The organism is Streptomyces sp. NPDC057438 (assembly GCF_042802995.1).
Taxonomy (GTDB): Bacteria; Actinomycetota; Actinomycetes; order Streptomycetales; family Streptomycetaceae; genus Streptomyces.
Genome location: NZ_JBHVDD010000110.1, coordinates 1 through 26,844, shown reverse-complemented (window position 1 = coordinate 26,844; position 26,844 = coordinate 1). Strand labels below are relative to the sequence as shown.

At 69.5% G+C, this 26,844-nt stretch carries 31 protein-coding genes and 2 pseudogenes; 16 read left to right on the top strand and 17 right to left on the bottom strand.

The features are described from left to right. A partial coding sequence (locus ACFU5F_RS37600; RefSeq protein WP_383897552.1) for a non-reducing end alpha-L-arabinofuranosidase family hydrolase occupies positions 1-956 on the top strand: 956 nt, incomplete at its 5' end. A gap of 95 nt (positions 957-1,051) precedes the next feature. Here ACFU5F_RS37600 and ACFU5F_RS37595 read toward each other — a convergent pair. After that, positions 1,052-1,285 carry a hypothetical protein gene (locus ACFU5F_RS37595; protein ID WP_383897550.1) on the bottom strand — a complete coding sequence of 78 codons (234 nt, stop codon included), beginning with the start codon at positions 1,283-1,285 and terminating at the stop codon, positions 1,052-1,054. A 490-nt stretch (positions 1,286-1,775) separates the two neighbouring features. After that, entirely contained in the window at positions 1,776-1,973 is a 198-nt protein-coding gene (locus tag ACFU5F_RS37590; protein ID WP_383897549.1) for a hypothetical protein, read from the bottom strand. A 273-nt stretch (positions 1,974-2,246) separates the two neighbouring features. Here ACFU5F_RS37590 and ACFU5F_RS37585 point away from each other — a divergent pair, with 273 nt between their 5' ends. The 4 genes from ACFU5F_RS37585 (at position 2,247) to ACFU5F_RS37570 (ending at position 4,476) form a co-directional block, all read left to right on the top strand. After that, positions 2,247-2,627, top strand: a complete 381-nt coding sequence (locus tag ACFU5F_RS37585; protein ID WP_383897547.1) for a VOC family protein — start codon at positions 2,247-2,249, stop codon at positions 2,625-2,627. 146 nt (positions 2,628-2,773) lie between these two features. Continuing rightward, positions 2,774-3,556 (top strand): MBL fold metallo-hydrolase, encoded by a 783-nt coding sequence (locus ACFU5F_RS37580; protein WP_383897545.1) that lies wholly within the window; start codon positions 2,774-2,776, stop codon positions 3,554-3,556. A gap of 26 nt (positions 3,557-3,582) precedes the next feature. Beyond that, entirely contained in the window at positions 3,583-3,978 is a 396-nt protein-coding gene (locus tag ACFU5F_RS37575) for a nuclear transport factor 2 family protein (RefSeq protein WP_383897543.1), read from the top strand. Between the two features lie 72 nt (positions 3,979-4,050). Next, positions 4,051-4,476: a PPOX class F420-dependent oxidoreductase gene (locus ACFU5F_RS37570; protein WP_383897541.1), complete on the top strand. Its 426-nt coding sequence runs from the start codon at positions 4,051-4,053 to the stop codon at positions 4,474-4,476. Here the strand turns inward: ACFU5F_RS37570 and ACFU5F_RS37565 are convergent. After that, on the bottom strand, positions 4,362-4,985 hold the full coding sequence (locus ACFU5F_RS37565) for a MarR family winged helix-turn-helix transcriptional regulator (RefSeq protein WP_383897540.1): 624 nt from the start codon (positions 4,983-4,985) through the stop codon (positions 4,362-4,364). The two genes, ACFU5F_RS37570 and ACFU5F_RS37565, sit on opposite strands and share 115 nt — an antisense overlap. Positions 4,986-5,473: 488 nt before the next feature. On the opposite strand from ACFU5F_RS37565, the gene ACFU5F_RS37560 reads away from it, so the two are divergent. Next, complete coding sequence (locus ACFU5F_RS37560) at positions 5,474-5,650, top strand: ATP-dependent DNA ligase (protein ID WP_383897538.1); 177 nt, start codon at positions 5,474-5,476, stop codon at positions 5,648-5,650. A 584-nt stretch (positions 5,651-6,234) separates the two neighbouring features. On the opposite strand, the pseudogene ACFU5F_RS37555 reads toward ACFU5F_RS37560, so the two are convergent. Together ACFU5F_RS37555 and ACFU5F_RS37550 are read right to left on the bottom strand one after the other, a co-directional pair. Continuing rightward, positions 6,235-6,621, bottom strand: a pseudogene (locus ACFU5F_RS37555) (ABC transporter permease); the annotation flags it as partial. After that, positions 6,618-6,755, bottom strand: a pseudogene (locus ACFU5F_RS37550) (ABC transporter ATP-binding protein); the annotation flags it as partial. The pseudogenes ACFU5F_RS37550 and ACFU5F_RS37555, both read right to left, overlap by 4 nt. Before the next feature lie 721 nt (positions 6,756-7,476). On the opposite strand from ACFU5F_RS37550, the gene ACFU5F_RS37545 reads away from it, so the two are divergent. After that, entirely contained in the window at positions 7,477-7,617 is a 141-nt protein-coding gene (locus ACFU5F_RS37545; RefSeq protein WP_220645014.1) for a hypothetical protein, read from the top strand. A 113-nt stretch (positions 7,618-7,730) separates the two neighbouring features. Further along, positions 7,731-8,804, top strand: a complete 1,074-nt coding sequence (locus ACFU5F_RS37540) for a TauD/TfdA family dioxygenase (RefSeq protein ID WP_383897536.1) — start codon at positions 7,731-7,733, stop codon at positions 8,802-8,804. A gap of 175 nt (positions 8,805-8,979) precedes the next feature. On the opposite strand, the gene ACFU5F_RS37535 is transcribed toward ACFU5F_RS37540, so the two are convergent. From ACFU5F_RS37535 to ACFU5F_RS37510, 6 genes are all read right to left on the bottom strand, one after another. After that, positions 8,980-9,627: a CoA transferase subunit B gene (locus ACFU5F_RS37535; protein WP_383897535.1), complete on the bottom strand. Its 648-nt coding sequence runs from the start codon at positions 9,625-9,627 to the stop codon at positions 8,980-8,982. Beyond that, positions 9,627-10,403 carry a CoA transferase subunit A gene (locus tag ACFU5F_RS37530; protein ID WP_383897533.1) on the bottom strand — a complete coding sequence of 259 codons (777 nt, stop codon included), beginning with the start codon at positions 10,401-10,403 and terminating at the stop codon, positions 9,627-9,629. The genes ACFU5F_RS37535 and ACFU5F_RS37530 overlap by 1 nt, the downstream gene beginning before the upstream one ends. Before the next feature lie 270 nt (positions 10,404-10,673). After that, the gene (locus ACFU5F_RS37525) at positions 10,674-11,834 is read right to left on the bottom strand and encodes a hypothetical protein (RefSeq protein ID WP_383897531.1); all 1,161 of its coding nucleotides are present in this window, start codon (positions 11,832-11,834) and stop codon (positions 10,674-10,676) included. Continuing rightward, positions 11,831-13,042, bottom strand: coding sequence for a VOC family protein (locus ACFU5F_RS37520; RefSeq protein ID WP_383897530.1), 1,212 nt, complete (start codon positions 13,040-13,042; stop codon positions 11,831-11,833). Before ACFU5F_RS37520 ends, ACFU5F_RS37525 begins: the two co-directional genes overlap by 4 nt. 21 nt (positions 13,043-13,063) lie before the next feature. After that, a complete protein-coding gene (locus ACFU5F_RS37515; RefSeq protein ID WP_383897528.1) occupies positions 13,064-13,591 on the bottom strand; it encodes an aromatic-ring-hydroxylating dioxygenase subunit beta in 528 nt (175 codons plus the stop codon). Continuing rightward, on the bottom strand, positions 13,588-14,940 hold the full coding sequence (locus ACFU5F_RS37510) for an SRPBCC family protein (RefSeq protein ID WP_383897526.1): 1,353 nt from the start codon (positions 14,938-14,940) through the stop codon (positions 13,588-13,590). Before ACFU5F_RS37510 ends, ACFU5F_RS37515 begins: the two co-directional genes overlap by 4 nt. 188 nt (positions 14,941-15,128) lie before the next feature. Between ACFU5F_RS37510 and fdxA the strand changes: the two genes are divergently transcribed. From fdxA to ACFU5F_RS37495, 3 genes are all read left to right on the top strand, one after another. Continuing rightward, positions 15,129-15,461 carry a ferredoxin gene (fdxA, locus tag ACFU5F_RS37505; RefSeq protein ID WP_383897524.1) on the top strand — a complete coding sequence of 111 codons (333 nt, stop codon included), beginning with the start codon at positions 15,129-15,131 and terminating at the stop codon, positions 15,459-15,461. Next, a complete protein-coding gene (locus ACFU5F_RS37500) occupies positions 15,458-16,456 on the top strand; it encodes an NAD(P)/FAD-dependent oxidoreductase (RefSeq protein WP_383897523.1) in 999 nt (332 codons plus the stop codon). The genes fdxA and ACFU5F_RS37500 overlap by 4 nt, the downstream gene beginning before the upstream one ends. A 235-nt stretch (positions 16,457-16,691) precedes the next feature. Next, positions 16,692-17,489: an IclR family transcriptional regulator gene (locus ACFU5F_RS37495; protein WP_383897521.1), complete on the top strand. Its 798-nt coding sequence runs from the start codon at positions 16,692-16,694 to the stop codon at positions 17,487-17,489. Between the two features lie 144 nt (positions 17,490-17,633). Here ACFU5F_RS37495 and ACFU5F_RS37490 read toward each other — a convergent pair whose 3' ends face one another. The 4 genes from ACFU5F_RS37490 to ACFU5F_RS37475 are packed head-to-tail and all read right to left on the bottom strand — an operon-like array spanning position 17,634 to position 20,839. Next, positions 17,634-17,990, bottom strand: a complete 357-nt coding sequence (locus tag ACFU5F_RS37490) for a cupin domain-containing protein (protein ID WP_220645023.1) — start codon at positions 17,988-17,990, stop codon at positions 17,634-17,636. After that, complete coding sequence (locus ACFU5F_RS37485) at positions 17,987-18,760, bottom strand: HpcH/HpaI aldolase/citrate lyase family protein (protein ID WP_383897519.1); 774 nt, start codon at positions 18,758-18,760, stop codon at positions 17,987-17,989. Before ACFU5F_RS37485 ends, ACFU5F_RS37490 begins: the two co-directional genes overlap by 4 nt. A gap of 27 nt (positions 18,761-18,787) precedes the next feature. Then, positions 18,788-19,951: an amidohydrolase family protein gene (locus tag ACFU5F_RS37480; RefSeq protein WP_383897517.1), complete on the bottom strand. Its 1,164-nt coding sequence runs from the start codon at positions 19,949-19,951 to the stop codon at positions 18,788-18,790. A 27-nt stretch (positions 19,952-19,978) separates the two neighbouring features. Beyond that, positions 19,979-20,839 (bottom strand): fumarylacetoacetate hydrolase family protein, encoded by an 861-nt coding sequence (locus tag ACFU5F_RS37475; protein ID WP_383897516.1) that lies wholly within the window; start codon positions 20,837-20,839, stop codon positions 19,979-19,981. Between the two features lie 255 nt (positions 20,840-21,094). Here ACFU5F_RS37475 and ACFU5F_RS37470 point away from each other — a divergent pair, with 255 nt between their 5' ends. The 4 genes from ACFU5F_RS37470 to ACFU5F_RS37455 all read left to right on the top strand — a co-directional run bounded on the left by ACFU5F_RS37470 (position 21,095) and on the right by ACFU5F_RS37455 (position 24,488). Then, positions 21,095-22,204 carry a sugar ABC transporter substrate-binding protein gene (locus ACFU5F_RS37470; RefSeq protein WP_383897515.1) on the top strand — a complete coding sequence of 370 codons (1,110 nt, stop codon included), beginning with the start codon at positions 21,095-21,097 and terminating at the stop codon, positions 22,202-22,204. Between the two features lie 71 nt (positions 22,205-22,275). Then, positions 22,276-22,773 (top strand): hypothetical protein, encoded by a 498-nt coding sequence (locus tag ACFU5F_RS37465; protein WP_383897514.1) that lies wholly within the window; start codon positions 22,276-22,278, stop codon positions 22,771-22,773. Between the two features lie 219 nt (positions 22,774-22,992). Further along, on the top strand, positions 22,993-23,658 hold the full coding sequence (locus tag ACFU5F_RS37460) for a nicotinamide riboside transporter PnuC (RefSeq protein WP_383897513.1): 666 nt from the start codon (positions 22,993-22,995) through the stop codon (positions 23,656-23,658). A gap of 284 nt (positions 23,659-23,942) precedes the next feature. Then, positions 23,943-24,488: a flavin reductase family protein gene (locus tag ACFU5F_RS37455; RefSeq protein ID WP_383897511.1), complete on the top strand. Its 546-nt coding sequence runs from the start codon at positions 23,943-23,945 to the stop codon at positions 24,486-24,488. Positions 24,489-24,736: 248 nt separating this feature from the next. On the opposite strand, the gene ACFU5F_RS37450 is transcribed toward ACFU5F_RS37455, so the two are convergent. Together ACFU5F_RS37450 and ACFU5F_RS37445 are read right to left on the bottom strand one after the other, a co-directional pair. Then, positions 24,737-25,132, bottom strand: coding sequence for a nuclear transport factor 2 family protein (locus ACFU5F_RS37450; RefSeq protein ID WP_383897509.1), 396 nt, complete (start codon positions 25,130-25,132; stop codon positions 24,737-24,739). Continuing rightward, complete coding sequence (locus ACFU5F_RS37445; protein ID WP_383897507.1) at positions 25,117-25,569, bottom strand: VOC family protein; 453 nt, start codon at positions 25,567-25,569, stop codon at positions 25,117-25,119. Before ACFU5F_RS37445 ends, ACFU5F_RS37450 begins: the two co-directional genes overlap by 16 nt. Positions 25,570-25,756: 187 nt before the next feature. Here ACFU5F_RS37445 and ACFU5F_RS37440 point away from each other — a divergent pair, with 187 nt between their 5' ends. Beyond that, positions 25,757-26,791 carry an aldo/keto reductase gene (locus ACFU5F_RS37440; RefSeq protein WP_383897505.1) on the top strand — a complete coding sequence of 345 codons (1,035 nt, stop codon included), beginning with the start codon at positions 25,757-25,759 and terminating at the stop codon, positions 26,789-26,791. Positions 26,792-26,844 lie beyond the last annotated feature (53 nt).

Below are 26,844 nucleotides of genomic sequence, written 5' to 3'. Positions count from 1 at the left end.
CCAACCAGAAGTGGACCGGCCTGTCCGGGGCGAGCAACGCGTGTGCTCTTCCGTCGACCTACCGCTGGACCTCAACCGGCCCGCTGGCCCAGCCGGCGAACGGGCAGTCCGCGCTGAAGGACTTCGCCACCGTGAAGTACAACGGCAGGCACGTCGTCTACGCGACCACCGCCAACGAAAGCGGGTGGGGCTCGACGATGTTCAGTCCCTTCACGAACTGGTCGGACATGGGGGCGGCCACCCAGACCAAGACGAACCAGACCGCGGTGGCGCCCGAACTGTTCTACCTCTCGACCAAGAACATCTGGGTGATGGTGTACCAGTGGCCGGCGTTCCTCTACAGCACGTCCAGCGACCCCACCAACCCCAACGGCTGGTCCGCCCCGCAGTCGCTGTTCACCGGCACCCTGCCCCCGAACCCCGATCCGAACAAGGAGGACGCCCCGCTCGACGCGACCCTGATCGCCGACAACCAGAACATGTACATGTTCTTCGCCGGTGACAACGGCAAGATCTACCGGACGAGCATGCCGCTCGCGAACTTCCCCAGCAGCTTCGGCTCCTCGTACACGACAGTCATGAGTGACGAAACGGACCTGCTGTTCGAGGCGCCGGAGGTCTACAAGGTCCAGGGCCGGGACCAGTACCTCATGATCGTTGAGGCGTCGGGTACGAACCGCTACTTCCGCTCGTTCACCGCCTCCAGCCTGGACGGTCCGTGGACCGTCCAGGCCGGCAACGAGAGCAGCCCCTTCGCGGGCCAGGCCAACAGCGGTTCCGACTGGGCCCAGGGCGTCAGCCACGGTGACCTGATCCGTAACAACCCCGATCAGACCATGACCATCGACCCCTGCAACCTGCAGTTCCTCTACCAGGGCCTCCTCAAGGACGTCCCGCCGGGCACCAAGTACATGCAACTGCCGTACCGGCCGGGCCTGCTCACCCTGCAGCGCTGACCCGCCTGATCCACGGTGATGGCGATGTGGTGCGGTCCGCCGACGCGTGGACAAGCTGCCTACGGCGTGGGCGATTCCACCTACTGACCCGACACTCACCGCCTCAAGGAACCCCAGCCGTCCGACGGCTGGGGTTCGGCTCGAATCGGGTAAGGCAGAACGCCGCGCTCGCGGACCGAGCCGATGACGTGCGGCATGAGCAGGTTCTCGAGATACAGCTCGGGCGCGATGACCGCGTGGGACACGCCACAGTCGGCCAGGCCGGCGGCCAGTGTCGCGGCGGCACCGCCGATGGCCGGATCGATCGGGAAGCCGCTGGTGGAGAACACCTCGCGGGCCGACCGGGCCTCGCGGACGGCGGTGAGGATGTTGTGCGCGTAGGTCTGACGCCTCCTCCTCGGAGGCCACCGGCAGGTGGACGAAGACCCCCTCGGCCCCTCGGTAGGCGTCGGTCAGGTCGGCGGCGGAGGGGTATCCGGCGGCCACGACATGCTGCGCGCCGTGCACGACGGCGTCGGGGTTGCGGGTCAGAACGGTCACGGACTTGCCCGTGGCGGCGAGAGCGGCGACGACGGGGGCACCCTGGGCGCCGGTGGAGCCATGCGATGTCGCGGGTGACGACGGGTGACTTGGTGAGGATGCGGATCAGGCCCGGGTACTCGACCGCTTTCAGTTCGCGCAGGATGCCGCGGGTGAGCCGGTACTTCGTCTCGTGGCCCTGGCAGGGGTCGGTGACCGAGCTGAGCAGCATCGTGCCCCGCCTCGTGTGCTCCGGCATCTCCGCCAGCTCCTTGCGGGCGAGCTCGACCGCGTTCTTCTTCACGTACAGGTAGTCACCTTCACGTACAGGTAGTCACCCCACTCCTTGACCGACCGGCCGAACTGCCGCCCGGAGAAGCTGGCGAAGCAGTAGGCACAGCCCAGTACGCAGCCGGGGTAGGGGTTGATGACGTGGTCGTTCGAGGGGGTCTTCGGCTTCTGGATCAGAGTCTTCGCCTCGATCTCGACCGACTCCATGACGCTTCCTTCCTGCGGCCCGCGTCCGTGTCCGACGAGCCGGGGTCCTGTGCTGCCCGGGGGCCGACTGACGGCCGCCGAACCCATACACATGGAATAATAATCGATGGAAGTTGCTTCCATGGAATGGAAATGGTTTGCTGGAGGCCGAGCCGGTCCGGAGCCCGTCACCTCCGCCGGGTTCTCGCGGGCCCCCGCAGGGCGGCTGCCATCGCTTGGACCGGCCCGACTCAGAGACATTTCCCCCTTTTCCGGGAGTAAGGAGTGCGTGTCATGACCGTTCCCGCCTTCAACTCGGTCGCCTGGTTCGAGTTCGGCACCGACCAGCCCGAGAAGGTCAAGGAGTTCTACGGCGAGCTCTTCGACTGGAGGTACGCCCTCAACACCAACACCCCCGGCGTGACCTACCACTCCGTGATGACGCCTGGCGCCGGGCAGGCGACCGGCGGCGTGTGGGAGTCGGAGGGCACCTTCCCCAACTACGCGATCTTCTACGTCCTGGTCCAGGACGTCGCCGCGACTGTCGAGCGCGGCCGGGAGCTCGGCGCCAAGGTCCACATGGAGCCGGTCTCCGACTCCGCGGGCCTCACCTTCGCCCGGCTGGAGGACACTGCCGGCAACCACTTCGGCGTCTTCTCCGCACCCGCCCCATGAGCCCGACCACGGCCGCCAGCCGCCCGCAGCCGGCCGCTTCCAGGGAGCGGGCGGCCCCGTAAACCCGTGCCTCTTCCGCCCTGCCTCCCCGCCGGAGCGCGCCGCAGGGCCTCGCACCACCGTTCCCCCGACCGGGAGGTTCCCCGATGTCCGGCGCCAGCGCCACCAGCGAAAAGATCCCCGTCCGCGTCTACGGCGGCCCCACCACACTCTTCGAGTACGGCGGGCTCAGGTTCGTCACCGATCCCACCTTCGACCCGCCCGGCGAGTACCCCATGCCCCTCCCGGGCGACCACAAGCTCGTCAAGACCGACCCCTCACCGGTCACCGCCGCCGACCTCGGCCCCATCGACGCCGTCCTGCTCTCCCACGACGAGCACGACGACAACCTCGACAACGCCGGCCGGGCCCTGCTGGCCGAGGTGCCGGTCGTCTTCACCACCGAGAGCGGCGCCGACCGCCTGGGCGGTAACGCCCGCGGCCTGGCCTTCTGGCAGACCGCCGAGCTCAAGCGGCCCGACGGCGGCACCGTGACCGTCACCGGCGTGCCCGCCCGGCACGGCCCCGTGGGCTGCGAGCCGATCACCGGTGACGTCATCGGCTTCATGCTCACCTCCGACGACTTGCCCTCGGTCTACGTCAGCGGCGACAACGCCGCCCTAGAGCACGTCAAGGAGATCGCCGCCAGGTTCGCCCCGGTGGACACCGCGATCCTCTTCCTCGGCGGCGCCCGCATGCCCTTCGCCTTCGACGGCGCCCTGCTCACCCTCGACAGCGCCCTGGGCACCGAGGCCGCCAAGACGCTCGGCGCCCGACGCGTCGTCCCCGCGCACTACGACAGCTGGGCCCACTTCCAGGAAGGCCGCGCCGAGATCGAGGCCGCCTTCACCGACGCCGGCCTCGCCGACCGCCTCGACTTCACCCGATGACGCCGACCGAACCTACGGAGACCACGATGACTACTGCCAACCTCGACCTTGCCCGCGCCTACTTCCAGGCCGTCCAGACCGGAGACATGGCCGCCCTCGGCAACCTCCTCGACGCCGACCTCGTGTGGCACCAGCCCGGCGCCAACCAGTTCTCCGGCGACCACGAGGGCCAGGGCGCCGTCTTCCAGATGCTCGGCGCCATGATGGAGGCCAGCCAGGGCACCTTCGCCATCGACAAGATCCACTCGCTCATGGGCAACGGTGACCTGGTCGCCGCCACCATCCACTTCACCGGCCGCCGCGGCGACACGTCCATGGCCATGGACGGCGTGGATCTCCTGCGCATCCAGAACGGCAAGATCACCGAGATGTGGCTCTTCTCCGGCGACCAGAACGCCGAAGACGCCTTCTGGGGCCGCTGACATCCGCCGTGTGCCCCGAGGCCGGCCCGGCCTCGGGGTGGCGAACGGCCCCACCAACGTGAAAGGCATCGCATGCGGAAGATGACCGGCGAGCAGTGGCGGGCGTTCGTCACGCACGGCACCCGCACCGGCAAGCTGTCGACCGTCCGGGCCGACGGCAGCCCGCACGTCACCCCGGTGTGGTTCCTTCTCGACGGCGACGACATCGTGCTCACCACCGAGAAGGACGGCGTCAAGGGCCGCAACCTCGCCCGCGACGGACGCTTCGCCCTCTGCGTCGATGACGACCGCCCGCCGTACGCGTTCGTCATCCTCCAAGGATGTGCCGAGACCTCCGCGAACCCCGACGAGATGCTGCACTGGGGCGGTCTCCTCGGCGCCCGCTACATAGGCGAAGAGCGCACCCAGGAGTACGCCGCCCGCAATGGCGGCCCCGGCAACCTCCTCGTCCGTGCCCACATCGACAAAGTCATCGCTTTCAACGGCATCGCCGACTGAACGACATCGGGTGGCTGGTGCGGGGCCCGCGCGGCCGGCACCGGCGTCCGACCCGCAGCCTTCCGCTCCGCGTCCAGAGCACGTCCGGCCGCCCGCAGCGTACTGAGGACCGCGGTCACGTCGCGTACCGACTCCTCGGGAATCACCGACCCGATCCGCAGTTCCAGCTCCTCCTCGAAGACCTTCAGCGCCCCGTCCACCAGCTTCCGCCCCTCAGGAGTGAGCTCGACGATCGAGGAACGGCGGTCGTTCGGATTGGCCCTCCGCCCACACAGGCCCACCGCCTCCAGCCGGTCGACGACCTTGCTCGTGCCGCCCACCGTGATCGAGAACTCCTCCGCGATGTCCTGGATCCGCCGCCCGGGCTGCCGCATTAGGAGGTGCAGCACCTCGAACGAGGTCAGCGCCAAGTCGTACTCGGCCCGCAACCGCCCCTCGATGCCGTCCCACAACTCGATCTCCAGCGAGACCAGCTCCCGGTACAGCAGCTTCAGGTCAGTGTCAGCCATCACTCATCTTCCAAAGAATTATCTTCCACAGACAGTTAATTGTAGGTCACCGGCATCGGGACGGACACGACCGGGTGGCCGTATCGGCGGCGCAGGGCCGCGCTGGAGTCCGTGTATCCCCGCCCGTCGACTGTCGGCGCCGTGAGCGCTGTGCCCGTCGACCACGGAGGCCGACCTCGTGCGCGAGTGGCTGACGTGGGCGTCGGTCGGGATGGGGGCTTCAAGAGGCTCAACGACGTCTACCGCCCGTCGGTGAGGGGTTGGGAGAGGTACAAGGTCCGCAAGACGAGCGAGGCGAGCGTCGGCACGGTCACCGGTTCCCTGGCCGTTCCCCGCACACTGCTGCTCGGCAGGCACGGCGACGGAGGCCGCCTTCAGTACGTCGGTCGCACCACCGCCCTCGCCCAGGCGGCAAGTGCGGCGTTCGCCGGTCTGCTCGCTGCGGGGCGGCGCGGCCATCCGTGGACAGGCTGGTCGTTCTCCGCCGAGTGGGTAGCCAGGAAAAGCCGAACGTCACGCTGGTGGAACCCGAGCTGGTGGTGGAAGTCGGCGGCGACGTCACCCGCGACGCCTCCGCTGATGGCGACACCCCGCACGCTGGCACCGTGCCCGGCCCGACCTCTCCCCCGGCCGACCTCCCCCGCTGGACGTCACCGGCGCACTGACGGCCGCCGGGCGCGGCGGCCCAGCCGACGCGCAACAGGCTGAGCGCGCCCCGATCCCCGGCTGCGTCCGCGCCGCCCACCCCCCGCTCCCTCATCCTCAACTCCAACCAGGGCATGGTCGAAGGGGGTCGCAACGGGGATGTCAGCGGCCCGACCACGCCGTAAGCCCGTAGTGACCTGGGCAGACTTCGGGGCGCTGTGGAGGCCGGCGCAACACCTATCGCAACACTTGGCGCAACCTCTACCGCAACACTCAGCGCAACACCGGGCCTTATGGGGTGAAGCGGCGGGGGCAGGCTGGTCACGGTGTCGCCCAGCCATCGGGTGCCCAGGGTCTGGAGCTGCTCGCCGGTCGCGCGCACAACCAGGACCAGGATGTCGTCCAGGGCGAGCCGCCCGTTACTCCGAGCTGGAACGCGTCAGTGGACAGGGGTCGGGTTGGACGTGCGGGGACGGACGGTGGTTCTCGGGGGAGGCGAGGGGGGCGGGGACGGTGCCGTGGCGGCGTTGGCGTCGGCTGTATTCGGTGATGGCCTGCCCCAGGTCACGTCGGTCCACGTCGGGCCAGTAGTCGGGGGTGAAGTAGAGCTCTGGGCGGCAACGGCAGCCGAGATCAGAGCCAGTGCGGTGACCTTGGCCAGGACGAGGTGGGCGCGGGGGTAGCCGGCCATCGCCAGTCGGCGGTCGAAGCGGTTGCCGGAGAAGGTGGCGGCGAACATCATGAATCCGGTGATCAGGGTGACCGCGTTGAGCGCGCCGCTGATCTCGGTCAGTTCGTTGCCGCGAGGCGCCAGCGTCTCCCCGGTGGCGTGCAGCCGCATGTGCGCCGGGGTGTCGGGCATCGACAGGTAGGCCAGGGTCGTCCACAGGGGGACGAACAGGATCACGAGGACCATGGCGAACCGGTTGCGGCCGTGCTCGGTCAGCGCGAATCCGGTGGCCAGAGCGAACCGGGTCAGGTGGAACCTCACGCGGCCACCGCCCGGTCCGGGCGAAGCAGCCCGTCGTCCAGGCGCCACAACTCGTCCAGGCGCTCGGTGTCGTACGCCAGGTGAGAGACGACCAGAACGGAGCGTCCCGCATCACGCAGCCGCGCGGCGAGATCCCGCGGGGGTGGTCGGTGACGACCCGGCGCTTCAGGCGGCGTACCTGCTCTGCCGGACCCGAACAAAGCAACAGGACGCGGCGGAATGCGCGCTGATCCAACTGGTGCCTGCGGTGCTCCGCCCGGCCTGCTGAGCGCTGTGGACGGCGGCCAACGCCCTCGACGACCTTGCCGACGACCGCACGGCCGAATCCGAGGAACGAGCCGCAGGGGTCGGAGAATGGTTGATGGAAGCACGGCCGGCCGGGCTGAGCACCGTCCAGCTCGTTGCTGCTACCCGGTTGAAGAAGTCCCAGGTCCAGCGCGGTATCCGGTGCCTTCGCGATGTCGGTGCGGCGGAGAACGTGACTCCGGTCGTCTGGCGCTGCAGGGACGGCTATCTCGGCTATCTGTTCTCCGACGATCCGCGGACTGGATCGAGTACGAGAAGAAGCAGCTCGCCCCGCGAAGACGTTCCCCCTGCTCCGATCCGACGGCGTGCGTGCGGTCGTGGGCGCCGGTGATGGGCAGGCACATGTCCCGTCGGCCGGCTGTGGGCTGGGCGACCAGGAAGAGGTGGGACTGGGCTCCGAGGAGGGGTCCACGTCGGCCGACGACCCCCGGGACAACGGCCTGCCTCAACCATCGCCCGCGTACTGCAATACGAGACGATGTCACGCCCATTGACTCGAATTCCACCCTCGCCTATGGTGGAGGCACTTCTCGAAAGGACGGGACCAGCATGGAGACAGCCGCCCTGATCGGCGTTCTGCTCGTGTCATGCCCTGGCCGCCGGACCTACGACGAACCGCTCAGCTACTTCCCGCCGCGGGAAGGACTGCGCCCCGGTACGGCCGCCGGCGAGCCTCAGACCCCGTTCTGAGCAGCCCGACGCCGTTCGTCGCCGAGCGACGAACACCCGCCGCACCGAAACCTTCGTCGTCCGCCGGGTCTTCGCCCACGGGCTTTCACCGCATTGTCGAGGAGCACACCATCATGACCACCTCTGTCGGTCTCCAGCCGATCTCCGGACCGTCCGCCTGGCGCGGCGACGAACTGTCGCGGTCCACCGAATGGATCTACGTACTCAGCGATGCCGAGCGCGCCGAGCTGGAGGCACTGGGACGGCGCTTCGTCGCCGAGAACCCCGACCTGCGCACCGTCACCGCCGCCGACTACCCGTTCGACGCCTGCCGCGCGCTCAACGAGGAGTGCGCGGCCCAGATGGACGCCGGACGCGGCTTCGTCCTGGTGCGCGGCCTGCGCACCGAGCAGTACGGCGACGCCATGGCCGCCGCCATCTTCTTCGTCATGGGCCTGCACCTGGGCCAGCCGATCGGGCAGAACCAGCGAGGGGACCTGCTCGACCATGTGATCGCCACCTCCAACAAGACGCTGTCCGACGAGGGGGCGCTGCCCTCCCGCGTACGGGACCGGCTGCCGTTCCACTCGGACAGCTCCGACGTCGTCGCCCTCATGTGCCTGCGCGGCGCCAAGGAGGGCGGAGCCTCCAGCCTGGTCAGCGGCACCACGATCTACAACGAGATGCTGCGCCGCCGGCCGGACCTCGCCCCGCGGCTCTTCGACACGTACCACTGGGACTGGCGGCGTCAGGACCCCGACTCTCCCGAACTGACGTACACCTCGCCGATCATCGGCTACGTCGACGGAGTCTTCAGCACCTACGCGGGCAACTCGATGATCTTCAGCGCCCAGGAGTACCCCGGTGTCCCCCAACTGACGCCCGACCAGGTCGCGGCCATCAACCTCTTCGACGAGATCTCGCAGGAGCCGGGCCTGCCGATCGACATGGATTTCCAGCCGGGGGACGTGCAGTGGCTGCTCAACTACGCCGCGCTGCACTCGCGCACCAGCTACGTCGACCACCCGCAGCCGGAGCGCCGTCGGCACCTGCTGCGTCTGTGGCTCAAGCGGGACGTCGGCCGCCCGCTGGCTCCCCAGTTCGGCAAGCACGTCGTCGAGTTGGGTGAGCCCACGACCCCACTGGTGCCCGGCGGCCGGTTCCGTATCGCCGACGCGGTCACCGTCAACGACGACTGGGGCGTGTGACACCAGGAAGTTCCCCACCGCCGCAGCCATGCCGACGCATGGCTGCGGCGGCTTTCTGCCGGGGTGAGATCTCCACGCGCCAAGTCCCCGGTACGGCGGCGCGCCTACGGGCAGCGCGCCGTCGTACCAGGGACCAGGGTGCCGACAGCGTCGACGACGTACATGTCCAGCGAGGTCAGCAGGTGGCCTCAAGCAAGATGATCACTTTCGCCGCCGTCTTGTCGGCGATCTCCTCATGGGTGACACCGGGGGCGGTCTCGACGAGGACCAGACCGCCGTCTGTCACGTCGAGGACAGCCAGGTCGGTGATGATCCGGTCGACGCAGGCCTTCCCGGTGAGCGGCAGGTCGCACTCCTGGACGATCTTCGGGCTGCCGTCCTTGGCGGTGTGCGTCATGGTGACGATCACCCGGCGGGCACCGTGGACGAGGTCCATGGCTCCGCCGATGCCGGTCACCATCCGGCCGGGGATCGCCCAGTTGGCGAGGTCGCCCAGTGCGGAGACCTGCATGGCACCGAGTACGGCGGTGTCGATGTGGCCGCCGCGGATCATGCCGAAGGACAGCGCGGAGTCGAAGAACGCGGCGCCGGGCAGCACCGTGACGGTCTCCTTGCCCGCGTTGATCAGGTCGGGATCGACCTCGTCCTCGTAGGGGAAGGGGCCGGTGCCGAGAACGCCGTTCTCCGACTCCAGTACTACATGGACATCTTCGGGCAGGTGGTTCGGGATCAGGGTCGGCAGGCCGATGCCCAAATTGACGTACTCGCCGTCGCGCAGCTCACGGGCCGCGCGGGCGGCCATCTCGTCGCGTGTCCAAGCCATCAGGCCCGCACCTCCCGGTCCCTGGGGATGGCTGTCAGCTTCTCGATCTTCTTGTCGGCGGCCTGCTCGGGGCTGAGGGCCACCACCCGCTGCACGAAGATGCCCGGCAGATGGACCTGGTCCGGGTCGATGCCGCCCGGCTCGACCAGCTCCTCGACCTCGGCGATCGTGACGCGGCCGGCCATGGCCGCCAGCGGGTTGAAGTTACGGGCGGACTTGCTGAACACCAGATTCCCGTGCCGGTCCCCCTTCGCCGCCCGCACCAGGGCGAAGTCGGTGGTGATCCCGCGCTCCAGGACGTAGTCCTCGCCCGCGAACTCACGGACCTCCTTGGGCGGTGAGGCGACGGCGACGCCGCCGTCACCGTCGTACCGCCACGGCAGGCCGCCGTCGGCGACCAGGGTTCCGACGCCGGCCGGGGTGTAGAAGGCCGGTATGCCGCAGCCCCCGGCCCGCAGTCGCTCGGCGAGCGTGCCCTGGGGGATCAGCTCCAGCTCGATCTCACCACCCAGGTACTGACGGGCGAACTCCTGGTTGCCGCCGATGTAGCTGCCGGTCACCCGCGCGATCCGGCCTGCGGCGAGGAGCACGGCGAGGCCGGAGTCCAGAGCGCCGCAGTTGTTCGAGAACACGTCCAGTCCTGTCACACCGGCTTCGTACAGGGCCTGGATCAGGATGTCGGGGACCCCGCTCAAACCGAAGCCGCCGACTGTCAGGGAGGCCCCGTCAGGGACGTCCGCAACGGCTTCGGAGGCTGAGGCGATGACTTTGTCCATCGACTCGTCCACTTCCTTTCAGGGCAGTCCGTGCCCCGGGTATGAGGTCGCGCACTGACGAACTCGGGTTCACCAGTGGCTCTGATGTCTGAGGGCCTTCGGCCGTCCGGCCTTCCCGACGCGCTCGCCTCCTGACGGGGCCGGGCGCACGTGGATGGAGGGGCCGCCGCAACCGGGACGCGTCGACGTCCGGCTCCTGGTCGAGCAGGCGCCCGTCTCGGCGGCGCCCCCGGGCCGGCCGACAGGTCCCGCCGTCGGAAGCCGCCCGGGCTAGCCCGGTTCGGTCAAGAGCCTTCGGTACACGCGCGCGAAGGCGATCAGCTCCGTCAACGACAGGGAGTCCCGCCGGGTGTCACCCGTGGCCGGCCAAGCCCTCGGGCCGAGGCGTACGGTGTCGACGCCGCGGGCGCGCAGGACGACGCCGTCGGTCGAGCCCGTCCATCCGGTGATCGGCGGCGGCTGCGTACCGAACTCGTCGAGCCAGGCCGCTCGGGCGGCCGTCACCACCGGGGCGTCGGCCGACGTGGCCGCGGCGGACGCGACCGGCTCCGCCGCCACGTCGACCTCGCAGTCACGCAGTGCCGACATCGCGCACCGCGCGCGCAGCCGGTCGGTCAGCTCGGCCGCCAGCGCCTTCGGCTCCACCTGGTCACCGGTGACGACGTACAGATCGACCCGCAGCTGGGCCGGCAGCAGGTCCGGCTTGTCGGGCCATCCCCCGCTGATCGCTCCGATACCGCACGCCCGGCCGGTCTGCCCCACCCTGGGATCGGCGGCCAGGTAGGCCGTGCGCCAGCGTGCAAGTTCGTCCATGACGATGCCGGCCTGGGCGACGACTCCCCCGGGTGGCACGGCGGATTCCGCCACCATCGCGGCACCTGACCGTCCGGTCACCCGGACGGTCAGGTAGCACGCGCCCGGCTCGTGCCACAGCAGCGTCGGCGGGCCGCACTTGGCCACGATGGCCGAGGGCGGCAGCGGGTAGGCGTCGGTGTACGCCTCCAGACCGGTGATCCCGCTCGTGCGGCGATGCGTCCCAGAGCCGGCGAGCAGGAGCCGCCCGGCACCCGCCTCGGCGAAGGCGACCAGCGCGGCGGCTGCCGGGCCCCGGGCGACCCCGAGGCCGAAGCCGGTCACCACGTCGTCGTCCACGGTGAGCGGACCGACCGGCGCGGCGTCGCCCGTGACCAGCCGGTTGAACTCACCACCGTCGTCCAGCGACGTGTCGAGATGGGAGTACAGCAGCGGCCCGCCTCCGTGGGCGGCGACCAGGCTGCCGCCCGCGGAGCCGTGCTCCAGCACCTGCCACTCGACGTGCGGCCACCGCTCGGCGCACCAGGCGCGTACCCGGTGGGCCGCCGTGCGCTCCCCGCCGCGGGGGGCGGGGAGCGCGTCGAGCAGGTGCAGGACATCGAGCAACTGCTGTCTCAAAAACGTCCCCAGTCGTCGGACGCCGGACGCCACACGTCGATGTTGCGCGGGTCGGCCGGCATCCTGCGGGGCCGGTGTGTCTCGTGTTCCTCCGGCGTGAACACCCGGTGCCGGTCGCACAGTTCGTAACGCGGACCGAAGCGGGTGTCGTGCATGTAGAACGCGATCGACGTCGACGCCGAGTGGTTGACGATGTCGGAGGCGATCGGCGCGCCCTTGTACAGCGCGCGAGCGCGCATCCGCATGACGTGGTCGAGGCTCTTCATCGCGAAGCACAGGTGCGCGACGTAGTGCTCGGTGTTCTTCTGGATCGCGAGACTGTGGTGGTAGCGGTCCTCGCCGCGGAAGAACGTGGTCGAGCCGACGACGTGGTCCGAGGGCATGAAGTTCAGGACGTTCTGATAGAAGTCCACCATCTCCTCGAACTTCGCGGTGGCGATGAACGGGTGCACCAGGTCGAGCGGCCGGATCTCCAGGTGCGGCGGCTCGGCGTACTCCTGGAACTCGGTGAACAGCTCGACGACGAGGCCGTCGGGGTCCTTCACCGCGAAGCCGTTGTCGCACAGCGCCTTCTGCCGCTCCTGCAGTTCCAGTACCTCGAGGCCGGCGTCGAGCACGCTCTTGTGCAGCTGTTCGAGGACCTCCTCGCTCTCCACGCTGTAGCCGACCGCGGTCGTCCATCCGTCGGTGCGCTCGGGGGCGTGGATCAGCTCGATCGCGTGGTGCTCGATGTCGGAGCGCAGGTAGGCGTACTCGTCCGTGCGCTGCTCCAGCTGCAACCCGACGTGGTACTCGAGGAAGTCGATGGTGGCCTGCATGTCCGGGACTTCGATCCGGGCGTACTCCATGCCGTACGGGCCGTGCGGGCGGGTGCTCACCGGCGGTGTCCTTCCTGCAGCGAGCGAGGGGCGCTCGGCGAACTCGAACGAGGTGATGGCCTGTTGGGCGATGACCGGCCGCCAGCGCGTGTGCACGAAGTTCTCGTGGGACTCGCTGCCCAGATAGGCGAGGAGGTCGTCCTGACTGTCGAAGTCGACGGCCATGGTGTGGGTGAAGGTCTGGTCACGGGTGCTGATGTTCTCGCCGAGGACGAAGCCGCGCATGGCCGAGTACCGGTCCGGGAAGGTACGCAGCTCGGCCAGCACGGACTCCCGTGCGGCCTCGTCGACTCCGTCGGCGAAACGGAAGGACAGGGTGTGTCGGATCATCGGATCACCTTCCGTCGCCGGCTAGAGGATGAAGCTGAGCCGGGCGCCTGCCGCCAGCGACTCGTGGCCGAGGATCGAGCGCCGCAGCCGGAAACGCAGTCCGTCCTCGGTCGGCACCAGCAGGTGGTCGTACCACCCGACGTAGGCGTCGAAGTGCCCGTCCCGGGCTCGGTGGACCACGAAGGACGCCGCCACCCGGAAGGAGTCCTCCGTGTCCGACTCGGACAGCCGCACGTTCGACACCAGCCGGTGCGTGCGCGAGTGGGGGTTCTCGGCGTGTGCCTTACGGGACTTCAGGCGCTTGACCCGGGCCCTGAGCAGGTCCCAGTCGTCGTCGACGAACGATCCGGTCCGGTGCGGCGACCAGCCGGGGCGGTAGTCCGTGGTCGGGATCTCGTAGCGGGCGCCGTCCTCGAAGAGGGCCAGCCAGCTGTCGTAGTCCCAGTGGTCGAGGATGTCCGCCTCGGCGTAGAGGAAGTCCTCGACCTCCTGTCGGGTGACGGTGCGCCCGGCGCACAGCACCAGGCCGCTGTTGCTGATCGCGGTCATCGCACGTCCCTCCCGACCAGGAAGGACGTCGGCCGCACGCCGTGGATCTCGAGGCCGTCGTCGAGCCCTACGGCTTCGACCCATTGCCGCCAGAAGCCCCGCATCGCGCCTTCGTCGATCGATCTGCCCTGGACACCCTTGACCTCGTCGGCCATGCCGCGCGACATGTCGCTGTAGTCCAGCTCGGGCCGGGTGGTGCCGGCCGTGGCCTGGATGCCGCGCTGGACCGCCTCGTACGCCTCGATGTCGTCCGGTGTGGCGAGCCCGCCCGGGCCGACGAAGCTGACGACCGTCTTCATGCGCAGGGCGCGTGTGTCCGGGTCCTCGTCGCGCGGCACCAGCTGCCAGGCGCGTACGTCGGTCTGGTCGGGTGCCACCGGCTCCAGTTGCCGGATCGACAGGCCCTCGATGTCGAAGAGCAGCAGGTTGGGAAAGACGAACAGGATGTGGCTCTCGTCGGCCACGTGGTGCGCCCGCTTCTCCCCCAGCCGTTGTGTCATCTCGGCGCGGTGGGTCTCGGTGCGGACCCGCTCGTCCTCGCCGAAGCGAGGTTCCCAGAGCATGCTGATGCGTCCGCCGTGCCCGGTCAGGACCAGCAGGCCGTGGCCGTTGCCGAGGTTGTAGGCGTACTGGTTGTCGTCGGTGACGGCGTAGCCGCTCTCCCGCAGGTAGCCCACGAAGGTGTTGTGCGTCGGCGCGAAGTGGTAGCCGTCCATGGCGTTCTCGACGGCGAGCTTCCAGTTGCCGCGCACGCTGTAGAGCTGTGTGCCGGGCAGCGTGGTCATCCCGCCGAGATGTTGCTGCTCGATCATGGTCATGTAGTCGGCCGCGTCGCCGAGGTACTCGAGCAGCGGCGGGACGTCGGGGTCGAAGGAGACGAAGACGAACCCTTCGTGGGTCTCCAGGCGCGGCACGCCGCGCAGCCCCATCGACGCCCCGAACGCGTCGCCCGATTCGTAGGCGCCGACGTCGGGGATCGCGGCGAGTTCACCGTTGTTGCGGAACGTCCAGGCGTGGTAGAAGCACTGGAAGAGCCTGGTCGAGCCCTCGTTCTCGCGGCACAGCACGGTGCCGCGGTGCGGACACGAGTTCAGGAACGCGTGGACCTCGCCGGCGCTGTCCCGGCAGAAGATCAGCGGTCGGCCGCCGAGGGTGCGGACCTTGAAGTCGTTGGGGTTGGGGATCTCGGTCTCATGCCCGAGGTAGAGCCAGGTGTGCATCCACACCCAGCCGCGTTCCCGGGCAAAGATCTCCGCGTTGCGGTAGGCCTCGCGGTTGACCCGGAAGGTGAGCTGGTCCCAGTCCTCGACGATCATCGGCGCTGGGACGGTCCGGGGATTGCTTCCCATGGGGAGTTTGCCTCTCACAAGTCCCGACCCGAGCGGCGCCTCGTGAGACGCCGTCTCGTATGTCGCATCACCCTCCCCCAGCGGGCTCACACTGTCAAGCATTCACCGGACGGTTGACACCCGCACCCGGGCGCGGCCATCATCCTGTTCCACATTGAAATACATCGTCTCGCATTCTGTGCGACCGTGTGAAGGGCAACAAGCTCGTGCCGTACGTCATCACTCAGGCTTGCGTCGACGTCATGGACAAGTCCTGCATGGAGGAGTGCCCGGCCGACTGCATCTACGAGGGCGATCGGATGCTCTACATCCAGCCCGACGAATGCGTCGAGTGCGGGCGCTGTGAACCCGTCTGCCCGCAGATATCGATCTTCCACCACGAGGACCTGCCGGAGGAGAGCAAGCAGTTCGAGCGCGTCAACGCCGAGTTCTTCACCCTCGGCGCCGAACCGCTCGGCTCGCCGGGCGGGGCCCGCAAGGTCGGCCGGGTCGGTCACGACCACCCGGAGGTGGGCGCGTGACCGGCGTCGCGACCACGGGCGCCTGCTCCGAGGTCGCCGTCGACCTGCTCATCATCGGCGCCGGCCCCACGGGGCTCTACGCCGCGTACTACGCCGGCTTCCGCGGCATGAGCGTCGCGGTCGCCGACGCCCTGCCCGCGGTGGGCGGCCAGATCGCCGCGTTGTACCCGGAGAAGCTCATCTACGACGTGGCCGGCTTCCCCGCTGTCCGAGGTCAGGACCTGGTGGACCGGCTGGCCGAGCAGGCCTGGCGGTGGAACCCCACCTATCTGCTCGGGCACGGAGTCACCCAGCTCGACGACACGGACGGGGGCGTCGTCGCCACCACCGACGCCGGCGCGCGGATCACCGCGGGGGCGGTGCTCGTCTGCGGCGGGATCGGCAACTTCATCCCCCGCGAGCTTCCGGTGGGCTCCGAGTACCTGGGCCGGGGGCTGCGGTACTTCGTACCGCGGTTGAACGAACTCTCCGGACAGGACGTCGTCGTGGTCGGCGGCGGTGACTCCGCGCTGGACTGGGCGCTGTCCCTGGAGCCGATCGCCTCGTCGGTGACGCTGGTGCACCGGCGCACGCGGTTCCGGGCCCACGAGCGCAGCGTCGAGCAGGTGCACGCCTCCTCGGTGCGGGTGCTGACGCCGTACGAGGTCGAGAAGGTCTCCGGTGAAGGGGCTGTCTCGGAGGTCGTGGTCGCGTGCTCCGACGGCGACCGGGTCACCCTGCCCGCCCAGTCCGTCGTGGCCGCGCTCGGCTTCATCGCCGACCTCGGCCCGATCGAGCGGTGGGGACTGGAGCTTCGCCGCAGGCGCATCCTCGTCGACCGCACGATGCGCACCAACCGGGAGCGCGTCTTCGCGGCCGGCGACATCGCCGATCACGACGGCAAGGTCAGCCTCATCTCCATCGGCTTCGGCGAGGCGGCCCTGGCCGTCAACCACATCGCCACCCTGCTCGATCCGGCACGCTCGATCACACCGGGGCACTCCTCGGACGCGTGAGGTCGCCGCGCCGGGCGGCGCGGTGAGCGTGAGCCTGACGGCGTCGACCCGGCAGGCTCACGCTCATCTCCACGGCTGAGGTGCGGCGACAGGGTTCCGCTCGCCCCACGGCCCGTTGGACGCGCGTCCGTGCTCTTTCATCCACCTTGGAACGACCCTTACCATTGCTTCATTCAAGATGGCGTTTCATTTGACGTTCTTACCATTGACCGGGCACGGACAGGAGCGAGAATCCATGGCCACGAAGGCACAGGGCGGCACCGGCGAGCAGGACGGTCCGGACAGGACCGCGCCCACGATCCAGACGGTGCAGCGTGCGGCCCTGATCCTCGGCTCGTTCACGGTCGGCAAGCCGCACATGAGCCTCAACGAGATCACCGCGCGTCTCGGTGCGAGCAAGGCGACCGCGCACCGGTACACGAAGGCGCTGCGGGCGGCGAACCTGCTGCGGTACGACGAGCGCACGTCGCTGTACTCTCTCGGGCCCCAGGTGCTGACGCTCGCCACGGCGGCGCGGGCCGGCCTGCCGATCGTCGCCGCGGCCGAGCCGTACATGGAGGAGCTGGTCCGGCGCATCGACGAGACGATCGTGCTGTCGGTCTGGGACGGCGAGTCGGCGACCGTGGTGCGCTCGGTGGACAACACCGACCACATGGTGCGCATCAGCGTCCGGGTCGGCTCGCGACTGAACCTCACGGCCTCGGCACAGGGGCGTGTCTTCCTCGCGTTCCTGCCGCCGGAGCAGGTACCGACGCTGCCGCGCTCGGTACGCAAGTCGGCCGAGCTCACCGAGGAGCTCGAGGCCATCCGCAAGCACGGGCTGTCGGTCAACTCCCCCACCATCAACGGGGTGCGCACCGTCGCGGCGCCGATCTTCGAGGGCGACAAGATCAGCGGGACACTCGCCATCGTCGGCACGACGGCGACCGTTCCCGACGACGTCCAGTCGCCGATGGCCCAGGCGCTGGTGGAGACCGCCCGCGCGCTGTCGCAGCGGCTGGGCACCTCGGAGGACGCGCCCAACGGCGGCTGACCTGGCTGCGGCGGCACCGAAGGGCCCACCGCCTCGGCGGTGGGCCCTCCTTCGTTCCTGCGCGTGGGTGGTGGCGTTCTTCCCCGTGAGCGGGGCGTCAGGTGAGTGGCGGACGCCCATGACCCAGCGCTCCCGGTCCACCGTTCAGGGCAGCAGGTCGGCCCGCGGCGGGACGAAGAAGTCGATGTTCACGCAGGGGGCCTGAGTCGGCTCCACGTAGTGCTCGCTGCCACGGGGGACCAACAGGAACGATCCGGCACGCATGTCGTGGGCGACACCGTCCACGTAGTAGTTCGCGCGCCCCTCGGCGATATGGACCAGCTGGTCGAAGTCCTCGTGCCGATGCGGGTTGAGGGTCATGCCGATCTCCAGCTCGTGGTGGCAGATCATCACCTCGTCCGTCGCGTAGACGCGCCGGCGGACCCCCGGCCGTACCTGGGTCACCGGCATCTCGTCCCAGTTGACGACCGTGTGGAACAGGGCCGCGTTGCGTGTGCTCACTGGTTCTCCTCTCCGGCGGCCGCCCGCAGGCCGGCCGCCAACATCTGCAGGTCCGAGCCGACGACCAGGTAGTCGGCGGCACCGAGTCCCAGGTCCGAAGCGGCGTTCCGGCTCGGTGCCCAGCCGCCGAACGCCACTTTGGCGGTGCGGGCAGCGTCCCTCACCCGGTCCACGGCGGCGCCCAGCACTGCCGGGTCCGCCGGCAGGCCGAGGTCGACCGCGAGGTCGGTGCTGCCGACGAAGCACACGTCGAGAGAGGCGACCAGATCCGGCAGCGGATCCGTCCGCGCCGTCTCGATCTGCCCCACCAGTACCGGCGGGTCGTCCCGCTCGGCGCGCAGGAACCCGGCCAGCGGGGCCGCGCCGAACCGAGCGGCCCGGTTGGCCAGGCTGACGGACCGATGGCCGGCCGGAGCGAACCGGGTGGCCGCCAGGAGTGCCTCGGTCTGGGCGAGGCGGGTGAGCATGGACAGCTGGATCCCCGCCGCCCCGGCCTCCAGGAGCCGGTTGACCGCGGCGGCGTCCACGTCGGGCACGCGGACCAGGGCAGGCAGCCCGCACACGTCGGCGTGGCGCACCAGGCCGACGGCGTCCCGCTCGGTGAGGGTGGAGTGTTCGAGGTCGACGACCACGAACGCGTACCCGGCCGCCTCGGCCAGTTCCACCACGTCGGGCGAGGCCAGCTTGACGAACGTGCCGACGGCGGGTCGCCCCGCCGTCAGGGCCGTGCGCAGCCGGCGCCGCAGCGGATGGACGTCACCGACACTCATGCAGTCCTCCCGGGATGTGCGAGCGCGTCACGCCGACTTCAGACCCCGCCACGGCACGATGTCGACCTCCTTGCCGCCGTGCAACACCACGGTCGGCTCCAGACGCGGCGCGACGATCGTGTTGCCGGCGGCGTCGGGCAGGGTGACCTCGTCGGTCCAGTCGACGACCGTGACGTCGGCCCGCCCTCCGACCTCCAGGCGTCCGTAGCCCTCGGCGTCGAGCCCGAGCAGCTGGGCCGGTGCGACGGTGGCCCGGCGGACGCACTCCTGAAGCGGCGCGCCGAGCGCGACCAGCTTGGAGATGCTGGTGAGCAGGTCGAACACCGGCCCGCGCCAGTTGCGGGCGCTGGTGTCGGAGCTGAGAACGTCGGGCAGGAATCCGTCGGCGATCGCCCGGCGTGCCACCTCGAAGCTGAGGTTGCTCTTGCCGTGGGCGGAGTCGAACAGGACGCCGCGCTCACGGGCGGCGTTGACAGCGGGCTGGACGTGGTCGCCGTCGAGGATGCCGTACGGCTTGCCGGTGTAGCAGTGCGCCACGACGTCGCCGGGGCGCAGATGGTCCAGGACGACGGGCAGCGGCTCCGAGGTCTCGCCGATGTGCAGCATCAGCGGCAGATCGGCCTGTTCGGCCAGTGCCACGGACTTCTTCAACAGCGACTCCCAGTTCTCGCCGACGACGTCCTCGGAGAGACGGATCTTGAAGCCGCGGACGATGTCGGGGTGGGCCTCGGCGGTCGCGAGCGCGTCCTCGGGGACCAGGGTGTCGGGGTTCAGCAGCTCACCGAACCTGAAGTCGATCAGGCCGAGCACCGAGACGTTGAGGAAGTTGACGATGCGCAGCGGGTTGGCCTCGACCACCAGCTTGCGGAAGGCCGCGAACGTCGAGGCGCCGGCCGTCCCGGCATCCGCCGCGGCGACCACGCCGCGACGCAGATGTGCCTCCTCGGCTGGGGCGCCGACGGCGGAGACGTACTCGAAGATGTGGGTGTGGCCCTCGACGAGGCCCGGCAGCACGGTCGAGCCGGTGACGTCGATCGTGCGGGCCGCGTTCGCTGACAGGCCCTCCCCGATCGCGGCGATGCGGTCACCGGTGACCGCCACGTCGAGCCGGGCATGGGTGTCCGACGCCGGGTCGATGACGGTGCCGCCGGCCAGGACGAGGTCGTACGACGGCTGGGAGGAGATGGACATCGAGGTGTGCTCCAGGGTGGGGAACGGTCAGCCGACCGGTTCGGTCGGCCGGTGGTCGTGCTGGGGGGCGTCCGTGGGACGCGCGATGCGGGTGACGAGGGGCAGCACGCCGTCCACCTCGACGCGAACCTCGTCGCCGTCGGCGAGGAAGCACGCGCGGTCCTGGCCGGTGCCGGCCGGGGTTCCGGTGAGGACGATGTCGCCGGGTTCGAGCGCGGTGAACCACGACAGCCGGCTGAGCAGATCGGGAACCGGGAAGATCATCCCGTCGCTCGTGTCGTCCTGCACGAGTTCGCCGTTGACCCGGGTCCGTACGCGGATCGCGTCACGGTCGGCGAAATCCTCAGGAGTGCGGACCGACGGGCCGAGCGGTGTGAAGCCCGGGTGGCTCTTGGCGAGGGCGGGTGTGCCGGTGACGCGCATGATGTCGCGGGCCGTCATGTCGTTGGCCGCGGTGACACCGGCGATCGCGGGCCAGACCTCGGACTCGGCCGCCCGGTACAGGCGGCGCCCGACGATCACCGCGATCTCGCCCTCGTAGTCGGGTTCCGTCACGGACTGCGGGATCACCACCCGAGCACCGGGTGCCGTCACACCGGACGAGGCGGCCAGATAGAGGATCGGCTGCTCGGGCAGTCCGCGTCCGGTGCGGGCCGCTTTCGACACGTAGTTGAGCCCCACGCCCCATACCGCGCGGGGGCGGTCCAGGAGGGCCACGAGCGTGGCCTCTTCGAGGGGGATGCGTCGGCGTACCGCGCACGACGCCAGGCACCGCAGCGAACCCTCCTGTTCGAGGACCGCTCCGACGTGCGGAAAAGCCGTGTCCAACAGGGCGACAGCCCCGTCCTCCAGTCGGCCCAGGCCGGCGTCCGTCGTCACTACTCGCATGGCGGGCATCTTTCAATGCGAGATGGCATCGTGTCAAGCGATACGGAAAGGCGGGTTACGGGCAGGTCGGACACCTCGCCCCGGACGGGAGCCGGGGCCGACAGCACGGCACGGCTGTCCACATATTGCGAGATGCCATCTCTCATCCCGTAGAGTTGCGCCGCTCGACGCCGAGCGCGTCTCCGTGTCGGCTGTCGGTCAGGTGGGCCGCGACGAAAGCGCCCACGCCCGGATCACGCCTGAAGTGAGTTGCCGATGCGCCGTATCGCCATGGCCGTAGCCACCACCACGCTCACCGTTCCGCTCACCGGCTGCGGCGGGCTCGACACGACGGGGAACAGCGGCGATGCGAGCCCGACGAGAGGCGACGACATCACCGTGGGGCTGCTGCTGCCGGAGAAGTCGAACCCCCAGTACGAGCAGTTCCACTACCCGATCATCAAAGCGAAGGTCGAGTCCCTCACCAGCGGCGAGGGACGGGTCGAGTACGCCAACGCCGAGGCCGACGCGGGCGAGCAGACACGACAGCTGCAGCAGATGATCAACGACCGGGTCGACGTGATCCTGCTCGACCCCGTCGACCCGCACGCCGTCGCCGGCGGTGTGCGGAAGGCCAGGGAAGCCGGTATCGCGGTCATCGCGTACGACCGGCTGGCCGAGGGCCCGATCGACGCGTACATCACCTTCGACAACGGGCTCGTCGGCGAGGCGCAGGGCCGCTCCCTGCTGCGGGCCCTGGGCGAGGACGGTGACGTCTCCGACAAGATCGTCATGATGAACGGCTCGCCCACCGACCCGAACGCCCAGCAGTTCAAGGCGGGCGCGCTCCTCGTGCTCGACGGGAAGGTGACGATCGCCAGGTCGTTCGACACCGAGGACTGGAAGCCGCAGAACGCCGAGAAGAACATGACCGAGGCGATCGACGAACTCGGCAAGAACGACATCAAGGCCGTCTACGCCGCCAACGACGGTCTGGCGGGCGGCGTCATCAAAGCGCTCAAGGCCGCGGGCGTCACCGACCTCCCGCCGATCACGGGCCAGGACGCCGAGCTCTCGGCGGTGCGGCGGATCGTCACCGGCGAGCAGTACATGAGCGTGTACAAGCCGTATGCGCAGGAAGCCGAGACCGCCGCGGAGGTGGCCGTGGCGAAGGCCCTGAGCAGAGACATAGAGTTCGACGCCCTCACGGGCGACAGGGTCGACAGCCCCACCCGCAAGGGCATCCCCGCGCATCTCGTACCCGTCGTCGCCCTGACGAAGGACAACATCACGGAGACGGTCATCAGGGACGGCATGTACCGACCGTCCGACATATGCACACCCCGACTCGCGGCCGAGTGCACGGCGGCGGGTCTGACGAAGTAGGTCCTGGGAGGCTGTCCGCGGCCACCGCCCGACACTGGACACACCGCGCCCATCAGCGCACTCTTGGGCACATGCCCAGATTCAGAACCTTCTGGCAGATAGCTGACGCACTGCCGGACTCGCGTCTCGTGCAGGCCCGCTGGACCCCCGCGCCGGACGGCATCCGCAGCGACCATCTACTCCTCGCGCGGCACGCGCACCCCACGCTGCTGTGGGACTTGGACGAGTTCTGCCGGCACCTGGCTCACTCGAACCTGTACGTGCTGCAGCCCGAGCTGGCGACCACCCCGCCGGAGTTCCATGTCCGGTACGAGCGCGTGGACCCCGAGCGGCTGCCCCTGCGCACCTTCGGCGTCAAGATCAGCCGGGACCGCAAGGACTACACGTTCTGCGTCCGCGCGGACATGATGTCGGCGGCCCTGGTCCGGGAGATCAACACGGAGTTCCTGCCGGTCCAGCAGGGCGCGCTGCGCATGCGGGGCAACGCCCCCGAGGCCGTGGAGCCGATGGGCCCCGAGGTCCTCGGCGCGCTCTCCGGACAGCATCGGACGGTGTACTGGGCCACCTGACCCGCCGACGCGCCGACGCGCTCACCCGGCCGACCGCATCACCGGCCTGCGGCACCACACCCGTTTCTCTACTTTCGGTCTCATTGGGTTTGAGCCTAGACAATACGGGCATGCAGGCCGGAAGCTGTGCCGCATGGACCGCTACCGGAATCCCATATTCGACGACCTGCCGGACGGCGGGCTCGCGCTCCACTCGTCTCCCACCGGCCCGGTCGTCCGGTGAACGGGCTGAACTCCGAGGCGTTCGTTCTCTTCGGCCAGCACATTCTGTGGTCGGACATGATCGGCAACATCCTCGGCCTGGCCGCCCTCGCCCTCGGCTGGCGCCGCTCCCTGTGGACCTGGCCGGTCCAGTTCCTGTCCGGCCTGATCCTCTTCGGGGCTTTCTTCGGCCACCTGACCGGCAGCGCCGGCAAGCAGGCCGTCGTCATGACCGTGGCCCTGTACGGCTGGTGGCGGTGGAACCGCGACAAGGGCCGGTCCGAACACGGCCAGATCACCCCGCGGTTCGCCACCTGGCGCGAGCGGGCGGCGATGCTCGTCGCCGTCGCCGTCTGCACGGTCGCGGTGGCCCTGTTGTTCAAGGCCTATCCGACCCTGTCCTGGGACCCCTGGCCGGACGCCTACATCTTCGTCGGCACGGTGGTCGCGATGTACGCCCAGGCGCGCGGCATGGTCGAGTTCTGGATCGCCTGGCTGCTGGTCGACATGGTCGGCGTCCCGCTGACCTTCGCCAACGGCTACGCCTTCTCCGGTTTCGTCTACGTCATCTACGGGGCACTCGTCCTGTGGGGCATGCGCGACTGGTGGCTGCGCTCCCGCGGCGGACCGCGGACCGCTCCGGAACTGCCCGGTGCGCACGCTTCCGAGGGGGCGTCGCGGTAACCGAGCAGCGCACGCCTCACGCTGATTCACCTCTCACGGCCCGCCCCACAGGCGGGCCGTACCGCGTTCCGGGACGACCGATGGACCCTGACCGCCGTCGGCGGATCACGGCGATGTCCGGGTGCGACTATTGCGAGATGGCATATTGACATACGAGATGAGGCGTCTTAGCGTCGGAGCAACCCTCAACAAAAGGCAAGACATGATGAGATGCGCCATTTTCCCGTCGGCCTCCCTGCCCGTTCCGGCGACGGACACGGCCCCCGAGACGGCGGAGGTCTGACATGACCATCCCCGCGAGGGATCAGGCCGGCACTCGAGGCCCTGTCACCAGCTACGACCCGCAGGCGTACCGCGACGGACTGTCCTCGATGGTCACGTCCGTGTGTGTGGTCACCACCGAAGTGGACGGGACACGGTACGGCTTCACCGCCAACTCGGTGACCAGCGTGTCGATGGACCCGCCCCTGATGTCGGTCTGTCTGGCCGACACCGCCGACGTCCACTCCGCCTTCAGTCGGGCCGAGTCCGTGGCCGTCAACGTCCTGGCGGCCGACCAGTTCCAGGTGGCGCAGGCGTTCGCGACGCCCGGCGTCGACAGGTTCGCCACGGCGCGCTTCAGTCCGGGTGAACTCGGTGCGCCCCTGCTCGACGGCGCCACCCTGTCGCTCGAAGGGGCGGTGCACCAGCGCCTCACGGCCGGCGACCACACGATCATCCTGATCGAGGTGGCCGGTGTGGTGGTCGGCGGAGGGGAGCCGCTCACCTACCAGGGACGCCGGTTCCACACGCTGAACCCGCTGCAGCCGGCCGGGAAGAACCCGGCATGACCACCCGGGGCGGGTTCGACACCGTCGACCGTCCCGGGCCCACCGAAGACTTCACGAGACGTTCGTCGACCTGACCCATGGGGCGCCAGCCCCATGGGTCACCGTCCTGCCGCGCGGCCGGGGGCCGCATGCTCACGGGCATCCCGGTGCGGCAAGACGAGGACACCCCGTCCGCGCGAAGGCGGGCGGGGTGTCAGAGGTGCGGGCTTCCTGGTCAGGGCACCGGTTCGGGCGCTTCGGCCGGGGCGTCACGCGAGTTGCCGCTGCACCTCGCCGCTGTCCCAGTAGTCCGTTCGTCGTGTGATGAGACCGTCGGCGACGGTGAACACGAAGATCCCTCGGATGCGTACGGGGCGGTCGCCCGCCGAGCGCATGCCGAACGTCATGACGTACGGCACCGCGGCCGACTCGCCGTCGACGAGGAAGCCCTCGGGCACGTAGCGCAGGTCGACGAATTCCTCCAGGAACCCGGTCAGCGCGGCACGGTACTCGGCGCGACCCCTGCGGCTCCGCCCCATCGACGAGGTGTGGTCGTTGACGAAGTCCTCAGCCACGCAGGCGGCCACGGCGTCGGCGTTATGTGCGTTCAACGCCGCGAGGTATCTCTCGATCGCGGCGCGGGTTTCCTTCAGGACGAACCCCACTTCTGCCGGACCGTGTCGAAGACACGCTGGTCGTGGGAGATCTCGACGACGTTGCCGTCGGGGTCCTTCAGAGCGCAGATGTAGCCGATGGGGTCGGGCATCTGCCGGGGCTCCCAGTGCAGGCAGCCCAGTTCGCGGGCCCGGTCCGCGAGCGCGTCGACGTCCCCGCGCTCCGGCACCTCGATGCCGATGTGCGCGAACGGGTGCAGCAGTCCCTGCTGGGTGCCCTTGTCCTTGTTGAACGACACCAGGACGAGCACGAACGGCGTCTCGGCCTGCTGGTCGTTCGAGAGCCAGACGCTCTCGCCGTCGGCGTCCTTGAACCGCTCGACGACGACCAGGGGAGTCAGCGAGGTGTAGAACTCGATCGCCTTGTCGAGATCGCCGGTCGGCAGCGCGACATGAGTCCAGCGGGCCGAGATGAGGCCGGTGGCCACGGTACCTCCAGTGAGTGGTGCTGTTTTCCTCGAGCCTAGGTCTGCGCGCACCCGGAGGTCGATGTGCTGCGGACACAACGTTCGAGCCCGGAACGCTGACCCCGCGCGACATCGGTGCCGCGCCCGTCGCGGTGGGAGCCTGCGGTATGGCGGCGACGGATGTCGCCGGCGAGGACGAGGAGAAGACGTGCGCTACCGGATTCTGGGTGGGACGGGCATCGAGGTGAGCGAGCTCTGCCTCGGGTCGATGATGTTCGGGGCCTGGGGCAACACCGACGAGGGGCAGTGCCGTCGCATCGTTTCGACGGCGCTGGACGCCGGGGTCAACGTCGTCGACACGGCCGACGTGTACGCCTTCGGCCAGTCGGAGGAGATCCTCGGCCGCGCGCTGAAGGGACGCCGCGACGACGTCGTGGTCGTGTCGAAATTCCACAACGAGATGCCCGGAAGGCCGCTCGACCGCAACCGGCACGGCAACTCCCGGCTCTGGATCAGGCGTGCCCTGGAGGACAGCCTGCGACGACTGCGGACGGACCACCTCGACGTGTACCTCGTCCACCGTCCCGATCCCCGGACCGACATCGAGGAGACGCTCGGCGCGCTCAGCGACCTGGTGCGGGCGGGCAAGGTGCGGGCGATCGGGACCTCCAGCTTCCCGGCCGAGGAGATCGTGGAGTCCCAGTGGGCGGCCCGACGCGCCGGCCGCGAGCGGTTCACCGTGGAACAGCTGTCGTACTCGGTGCTGGCCCGGCACGCGGAAGCCGCCGCGCTGCCCACCGCGCAGCGGCACCGTATGGGGGTCATGGTGTGGAGCCCACTGAACGGCGGCTGGCTGACGGGCAAGTACCGGGCCGGCGCCGAACCGGCGCGGGACGCACGCGCGCGGACCCACGGCGACCACTTCGACTACGCCGACGAGCGGATACGCGAGCGTAAGCTGGCGGTCGTCGAGGAACTCGTGCGCCTCGCTGCGGACGAGGGCTGCACACTCGTCGAGCTGGCGCTGCGCTTCGTACTCGCCCACCCCGGCGTCACCTCGGCCCTCATGGGCCCGCGCACCCACGAGCAGCTCCTGACGCAGCTCACCGCGGCCGACCGGCCCCTGTCGGCAGAGGCGCTGGACCGCATCGACGAACTCGTCCCTCCGGGCAGCGTGCTCAACCCGCGTGACGTCGGCCATACGCCTCCGGCGCTGGAGACCGCGGCGTTGCGCCGCCGCTGACCCCGGCGCGCCACCGGTACGCCATGGCGGATGCCGGCCCCGCGACAACGCGG

Coding starts and splice junctions, on each gene's coding strand:
- ACFU5F_RS37590 (WP_383897549.1), bottom strand. CDS start 1,973: ATGGAGTCGGTCGAGATCGAGGCGAAGACTCTGATCCAGAAGCCGAAG.
- ACFU5F_RS37585 (WP_383897547.1), top strand. CDS start 2,247: ATGACCGTTCCCGCCTTCAACTCGGTCGCCTGGTTCGAGTTCGGCACC.
- ACFU5F_RS37580 (WP_383897545.1), top strand. CDS start 2,774: ATGTCCGGCGCCAGCGCCACCAGCGAAAAGATCCCCGTCCGCGTCTAC.
- ACFU5F_RS37575 (WP_383897543.1), top strand. CDS start 3,583: ATGACTACTGCCAACCTCGACCTTGCCCGCGCCTACTTCCAGGCCGTC.
- ACFU5F_RS37570 (WP_383897541.1), top strand. CDS start 4,051: ATGCGGAAGATGACCGGCGAGCAGTGGCGGGCGTTCGTCACGCACGGC.
- ACFU5F_RS37565 (WP_383897540.1), bottom strand. CDS start 4,985: ATGGCTGACACTGACCTGAAGCTGCTGTACCGGGAGCTGGTCTCGCTG.
- ACFU5F_RS37545 (WP_220645014.1), top strand. CDS start 7,477: ATGGAGACAGCCGCCCTGATCGGCGTTCTGCTCGTGTCATGCCCTGGC.
- ACFU5F_RS37540 (WP_383897536.1), top strand. CDS start 7,731: ATGACCACCTCTGTCGGTCTCCAGCCGATCTCCGGACCGTCCGCCTGG.
- ACFU5F_RS37535 (WP_383897535.1), bottom strand. CDS start 9,627: ATGGCTTGGACACGCGACGAGATGGCCGCCCGCGCGGCCCGTGAGCTG.
- ACFU5F_RS37530 (WP_383897533.1), bottom strand. CDS start 10,403: ATGGACAAAGTCATCGCCTCAGCCTCCGAAGCCGTTGCGGACGTCCCT.
- ACFU5F_RS37520 (WP_383897530.1), bottom strand. CDS start 13,042: ATGATCCGACACACCCTGTCCTTCCGTTTCGCCGACGGAGTCGACGAG.
- ACFU5F_RS37515 (WP_383897528.1), bottom strand. CDS start 13,591: ATGACCGCGATCAGCAACAGCGGCCTGGTGCTGTGCGCCGGGCGCACC.
- ACFU5F_RS37510 (WP_383897526.1), bottom strand. CDS start 14,940: ATGGGAAGCAATCCCCGGACCGTCCCAGCGCCGATGATCGTCGAGGAC.
- ACFU5F_RS37495 (WP_383897521.1), top strand. CDS start 16,692: ATGGCCACGAAGGCACAGGGCGGCACCGGCGAGCAGGACGGTCCGGAC.
- ACFU5F_RS37485 (WP_383897519.1), bottom strand. CDS start 18,760: ATGAGTGTCGGTGACGTCCATCCGCTGCGGCGCCGGCTGCGCACGGCC.
- ACFU5F_RS37480 (WP_383897517.1), bottom strand. CDS start 19,951: ATGTCCATCTCCTCCCAGCCGTCGTACGACCTCGTCCTGGCCGGCGGC.
- ACFU5F_RS37475 (WP_383897516.1), bottom strand. CDS start 20,839: ATGCGAGTAGTGACGACGGACGCCGGCCTGGGCCGACTGGAGGACGGG.
- ACFU5F_RS37470 (WP_383897515.1), top strand. CDS start 21,095: ATGCGCCGTATCGCCATGGCCGTAGCCACCACCACGCTCACCGTTCCG.
- ACFU5F_RS37465 (WP_383897514.1), top strand. CDS start 22,276: ATGCCCAGATTCAGAACCTTCTGGCAGATAGCTGACGCACTGCCGGAC.
- ACFU5F_RS37455 (WP_383897511.1), top strand. CDS start 23,943: ATGACCATCCCCGCGAGGGATCAGGCCGGCACTCGAGGCCCTGTCACC.